The following is a 6,116-nucleotide window of genomic DNA, read 5'->3' as shown; positions in this document are numbered from 1 at the left end:
CTGCGAACTTAGTTGGTGTAATATTCTCAGGACTATCCTTTAATAGACCTTCAATTTGAGAATCTATAATTCGATCATCCCAATATGCTGGCCAGATTGCGATTGATGCCTTTACAGCAATCGCAAATAGAACCACCCCAAATAAAATTGCAATATACGAAGCGCCTTGTTGAGATTTACGCATCTGTAGTATGTCCTATACGTTTTATTTATTAGTCAATCTTACCATTTCGGCTGAAACTTGGAAGATTGAAACCAGGTTCTTTATGCATCCATACATAAAAAGCACGCCCTGTTAAATTGGCTTCTGGGACAAAACCCCAAAAACGGCTATCAGCGCTTTGGTCACGGTTATCCCCCATCGCAAAATACTGGCCTTGTGGTACAGTCACTTCCCAATCCCGTCCATTACTTTTAATAAACACATCATTGGCTTTTGCCACAAATGGCACTAATGCTTCAGCGCCCTTTAACTGAGCAAACTGGAACTGTTCAGCCAAAGGATTACGCCCATCCAGATAACGGATCAGATGCTGATGCTCACCTAAAGTCTCTTTAAAATAATATACGGTTGGCGTTTCAAGTTGATCCTTTTCACGTTTAACCTCAGTAGCAACTTTTGCAATTTGCTGACCATTAATGATTAGCTGCCCATCTTTAAACTGAATATGGTCACCAGGCAAACCCACTACACGCTTGATATAACTAATAGTAGGCTGTGGTGGATAACGGAACACGATGACTTCACCGCGCTTTGGTTCACCAATATTAATTATTTTGGTATTTATAATCGGCAAACGTACACCGTAATCAAACTTATTCACCAAAATAAAGTCACCTGTTTCCAAGGTAGGCACCATAGAGTCAGATGGGATATTAAATGGCTCATAGAGGAAAGAACGTAGCACCAACACCACAGCCAATACTGGCCAGAAATCATACGCCCATGTGATCACAAAGTTTTCCTGATCACGTCCCTTATTTGCACGTTGTTTCAGTACAAACTTGTCAAGCAACCACACGATAAAAAATATCAGTGTGACTGGAACGAGAATCAAATTAAAATCAAAATCCATGAGCGATTCCTAAGTCTTTTTCTATCGATCAACTTTTAATACAGCCAAGAACGCTTCCTGTGGAATTTCGACACTTCCCACCTGTTTCATGCGTTTCTTACCTTCTTTTTGTTTCGAAAGCAGTTTCTTCTTACGAGACACGTCACCACCATAACATTTTGCCAAAACGTTCTTACGCATGGCTTTAACGGTAGAACGTGCAATGATTTGCGCACCAATAGCTGCCTGAATCGCCACATCATACATTTGGCGGGGAATCAGGTCTTTCATCTTCTCAACCAGTGCGATACCACGATGGCGGGCATCCTGACGGTGACAAATCATCGCCAAGGCATCCACCTTTTCGCTATTAATTAACACGTCAACCTTAACCAGAGATGAACTCTCAAAACGGACAAAGTTATAATCCAGTGAAGCAAAGCCACGAGAACATGATTTCAACTTGTCAAAGAAATCCATAACCACCTCAGCCATTGGAATTTCAAAGGTGATGGATACCTGATTACCCAGGAATTTCATATCTTTTTGCACACCACGACGCTCAATACACAAGGTCATGACATTGCCCAGATATTCCTGTGGCACAAGAATATGACATTCTGCAATCGGCTCACGTAAGTCTTCAACTGTTGAACCATCTGGCATTTTCGATGGGCTATCGATATAAATAATGTCGCCTTTCTTGGTCAATGCTTCATAAATTACAGTTGGCGCAGAACTAATCAGGTCAAGATCATATTCACGTTCCAAACGTTCCTGCACAATTTCCATATGCAGCATCCCCAAGAAGCCGCAACGGAAACCAAAACCTAAAGCATCAGAGCTTTCTGGTTCAAAGAATAAAGCTGAATCATTAATCTGGAGTTTTTGCAGAGCCTCACGGAATGGCTCGAAATCACTGGCATCAATTGGGAAAAGCCCAGCATACACCTGTGGCTTCACTTTCTTAAAGCCTGGAAGTATTGCAACATCGGGAGTAGATGAAAGCGTGATGGTATCACCGACTGGTGCACCAAAAATATCCTTGATACCCGCAATGACAAAACCAACCTCACCTGCCTCAAGCAAATCAGTTTCAGTATGTTTTGGATTAAACACACCTACCGATGTCACAGGATGCGTTTGTCCAGTTGATTTCACCAGCATCTTGTCGCCCTTACGGATACGACCCTGTTTAATGCGGACAAGCGAGACAACACCCAAATAGTTGTCAAACCATGAGTCAATGATCAACGCCTGCAACGGCGCATCACGGTCACCTTCTGGTGCTGGAATCACATCGACCAGACGCTCTAAAACGCCCTCAACCCCTAAACCTGTTTTTGCAGAACAGGTTGGCGCATCTGTTGCCTCAATCCCGATAATTTCTTCAATCTCATGGATGACACGCTCAGGTTCAGCCTGAGGTAAATCAATCTTGTTCAGGATGGGCAATACTTCCAAGCCTTGCTCAATTGCGGTATAACAGTTTGCAACAGATTGAGCCTCAACTCCCTGTGCCGCATCCACGACTAGCAATGCACCTTCACATGCAGCCAAGGAACGTGACACTTCATAAGAAAAGTCAACGTGCCCTGGCGTATCAATAAAGTTGAGTTGATATTCCTGACCATTCGGATGCGTATAGTACAACGTGACCGACGCAGCCTTAATGGTAATCCCACGTTCACGCTCAAGCTCCATGGAGTCTAGCACCTGAGCCTGCATCTCACGATCCTGTAAGCCGCCACACATTTGAATGAAACGGTCAGCCAGTGTTGACTTACCGTGGTCAATGTGAGCAATAATCGAGAAATTTCGTATATTTTTGATATCTACGGATTTTTTAGCTTGCGCCATGGGTTACCTTGAGAAAATAGAACGCCTGATACTTTAAAAAAGCAATAGGCCAAAGCGGTTTAACAAAATTGTTGCCGATTATAACAGAACAGCTTTTCAAAGTATCCAAAATAATGAGTTTCATTTAAAGGCTTCATGGTTCACGCAACACCTTCATTCATTCCATAGCAGCATAGGAAATTGAAAAATCCATCGGATTCAAATCAGCTGGAATGGGTTGGTAGGCATGGGTAAAACTTGGTGACATGCGTTTTGGACGACCTGTGGCAATTTCAATACAGGCCCATTTAGTGTTACCAACGAACAGGATACTTTGATCCTTGGGACGGTAAAATGCATACTGGCGAAAAGAATATAATGCATTAATATCATTAAGCCACGTCCTTAAGATGACTTCCTCCCCCTCAAGTGCAGCTTTACGATATTGCACATGGTGTTCAACCGCGACCATCGCATGATTGAGTTCCAGATATTGTGCCAGCCCCAAACCCAATGCTTCGATATGCGCCTCAGCAACATCTTGCATCCACTGGATATACATCACATTGTTGACATGCCCAAGTACATCAATATGTGCTGGCTGAACCTGTATTTTTAAATCAAAAATGGTACTCATTGGTCTGATATTTCATTCGTCAAAGTTTCGTTGCATACACTAGTCTAAACCCATCGTCATTACAAAATAAAAACCACCCCAATGAGGAGTGGTCTTAAAAATCAAGATGAATTACTGAAGACGCAAACCAACAATTGCACGTTGCCCCTGACGGATAATCACAATACGGGCCACACTATTTTTTGGCAATGCTGCAATTGCCTTAGCAAATGCCTGACTATTGGCAACAGGTGTGCTGTTGACTTGTACAATCACATCCCCCGCAACCAGATTCGACAATGAAGCCAAACCACCACGTTTCACCTCACGGACCAAAGCACCACCATTAACATTTAAACGGCTTTGTTCAGCTTCCGTCAAGTCACGGATATTCATACCCAAGCCATTGGTTGGATTATTTTTATCCTCAGCCGCAGGTGTATCATCTGGCGCCACACTTAAAGTCGCAGAAATTGTACGGATCTTGTCATCTCTCAGAACTTCCAGCTGGATGGTCTGGTTTGGTGCAATACGGTTTAAGCGATAAATCAGGTCGCTGGTACGGCTAATGCTATTACCATCCAGTTTTAAAATGACATCACCTGGTTTTAGGCCTGCTTTTTCAGCAGGAGATTTTGGCGAAACCTGATTAATCAATGATCCTTCTGGTTTTGGCAGTTTATAGGCATCGGCCAAGTTGCGGTCAATATCCTGCAACATCACCCCCAAATAAGAACGCGTTACCTTACCACTGGTTTTCAGCTGCTGCACAACATCCATCGCCACATCAATTGGGATAGAGAAAGACAAGCCCATATAACCACCCGTACCACTAAAGATACGCGAGTTTACACCCACTACCTCACCACGCTGGTTAAACAATGGACCACCAGAGTTGCCTGGGTTTAAGGCTGCATCGGTCTGAATAAATGGAACTGACGTTTCACCACTCATATTACGTGACTTTGCGCTGACGATGCCTGCCGATGCTGAGTAATCAAAGCCAAAAGGAGAACCTATCGCCAACACAGGTTCACCCACTTTTAGCTGATTTGAATCACCAATTTTCAGTTCAGGGAAACTCGCGCCATTCACTTTTAGCAAGGCAATATCAGTACGCTCATCACTTCCAACTAAGGTTGCATCAAGCTCACGACGGTCATTTAAGGTAATGGTAATACGTGAGGCATCGTCAATGACATGACGATTGGTTAACAGATAGCCATCCTTGCTGATAAAGAACGCACTGCCGTAAGCGGTTTTTTCCTGTGGCCCCTGCTGTTGGGGAATAATCACCTGATTACCAAAAAAACGGCGTAAAATTTCGGGAACCTGTTGCTGCAACAACTCTTCCTGAGTCATTTTCTTCACAACATTCACACTCACCACAGCAGGGCTAACCTGCTCAACGAGACTTGAAAAATCTACTGGCGATGCAGCATTGACTTGAGCAGCTGCTACCGTAAATACCGCAGCATACATTCCTTGTTGTAAATAGCGACTTTTCATGAAGCAAGAACCTACATACTGATGATCAAATAAAATTCAAGATTATGTTTTTATCACAACCCTAGCATTCTTTTCGTAAAAATATGTTTATATTTTCAAGGTATACAACGAAATAGAATGGCAGAATGTGTATAAATTGTGGAGTTCCACCTCAATCTTCACTCTCAGCCATGTTTTACCATGGGAAGCCTTAAAAAAAGATTAAAACAGTGTTCCAAATCGTAATTGACCTATATTTATATAGATCTGCTAAATTATGGCAAGCAATTAAAATAAACTTATTCGCTAAAATTTCATTCAATTCCAGGCAGATTGGCACTTGCCTTTTTCATTAAAAAGCGTTGTCATTAGCGAACGTTTGAAAATGAAGCAGATCGTCATGCCTGATTTAGAAACAATTCACCATTTTGATGTGATTATTGTAGGCAGTGGTGGTGCGGGCCTAAGCCTCGCACTCTCTTTACCAAGTCATTACAACATTGCAATTTTGGCAAAGGCGGCGCTCACGGAAGCCAGTACCTTTTATGCTCAGGGCGGTGTTGCTGCGGTACTGGACGAGACTGATTCCATTCAACAACACATTAGTGACACGATGATTGCAGGCGCACATTTATGTGAAATGGATGCAGTCAAACATACCGTTGAGGGTGGTAAACCCTCTGTTGACTTCCTGCTGAAACAAGGTGTGCAGTTCACACTGGATGATGACGAGCAATTACACCTTACCCGTGAAGGGGGGCACTCGCAACGCCGTATCATCCATTCAGCGGATGCAACAGGCAAAGCAATTTCAACCACATTGGTTGAACGCGCCAAAGAACGCGACAACATCACCATTTTTGAAAATTACATTGCAATTGACCTGATCACCTTGCATAAACTTGGCCAACAGAACCAGCCTAACCGTGCAATTGGCTTATATGCCCTGGATGAAAGTGCTGAACAGGTTCATACGTTTCTGGCCCCTTTCACCGCTTTGGCTTGTGGCGGTGCAATGAAAGCCTATCTATATACCTCAAACCCTGACATTGCAACGGGTGATGGTATTGCAATGGCCTATCGTGCGGGTTGCCGTGTTGCCAATATGGAATTCAACC

The 6,116-nt window shown here is 43.2% G+C and carries 5 protein-coding genes and 1 pseudogene; 1 reads left to right on the top strand and 5 read right to left on the bottom strand.

Translation table 11 applies throughout. The features are described 5' to 3' along the window. The 5 genes and pseudogenes from B4H32_RS07820 to B4H32_RS07800 form a co-directional block, all read right to left on the bottom strand. Positions 1-184 (bottom strand): annotated as a pseudogene (locus B4H32_RS07820) (DUF4845 domain-containing protein); the annotation flags it as partial. 28 nt (positions 185-212) lie between these two features. Continuing rightward, entirely contained in the window at positions 213-1,076 is an 864-nt protein-coding gene (gene lepB, locus B4H32_RS07815; protein ID WP_004682649.1) for a signal peptidase I, read from the bottom strand. A 21-nt stretch (positions 1,077-1,097) separates the two neighbouring features. Continuing rightward, on the bottom strand, positions 1,098-2,915 hold the full coding sequence (gene lepA / locus B4H32_RS07810; protein ID WP_004682650.1) for a translation elongation factor 4: 1,818 nt from the start codon (positions 2,913-2,915) through the stop codon (positions 1,098-1,100). Between the two features lie 157 nt (positions 2,916-3,072). Then, positions 3,073-3,531 carry an acyl-CoA thioesterase gene (locus B4H32_RS07805; RefSeq protein ID WP_004682651.1) on the bottom strand — a complete coding sequence of 153 codons (459 nt, stop codon included), beginning with the start codon at positions 3,529-3,531 and terminating at the stop codon, positions 3,073-3,075. A 111-nt stretch (positions 3,532-3,642) separates the two neighbouring features. Beyond that, on the bottom strand, positions 3,643-5,019 hold the full coding sequence (locus B4H32_RS07800; RefSeq protein ID WP_004682652.1) for a Do family serine endopeptidase: 1,377 nt from the start codon (positions 5,017-5,019) through the stop codon (positions 3,643-3,645). Positions 5,020-5,398: 379 nt separating this feature from the next. On the opposite strand from B4H32_RS07800, the gene B4H32_RS07795 reads away from it, so the two are divergent. Continuing rightward, positions 5,399-6,116 (top strand): FAD-binding protein (locus B4H32_RS07795; RefSeq protein ID WP_414630955.1); only part of this gene is annotated, 718 nt, incomplete at its 3' end.

The sequence above is a fragment of the Acinetobacter sp. UBA2063 genome (assembly GCF_002333245.1).
Lineage (GTDB): Bacteria > Pseudomonadota > Gammaproteobacteria > Pseudomonadales > Moraxellaceae > Acinetobacter > Acinetobacter parvus.
Note: the sequence above shows the minus strand (reverse complement) of the source record. Positions and strands in the feature narration are given on the sequence as shown.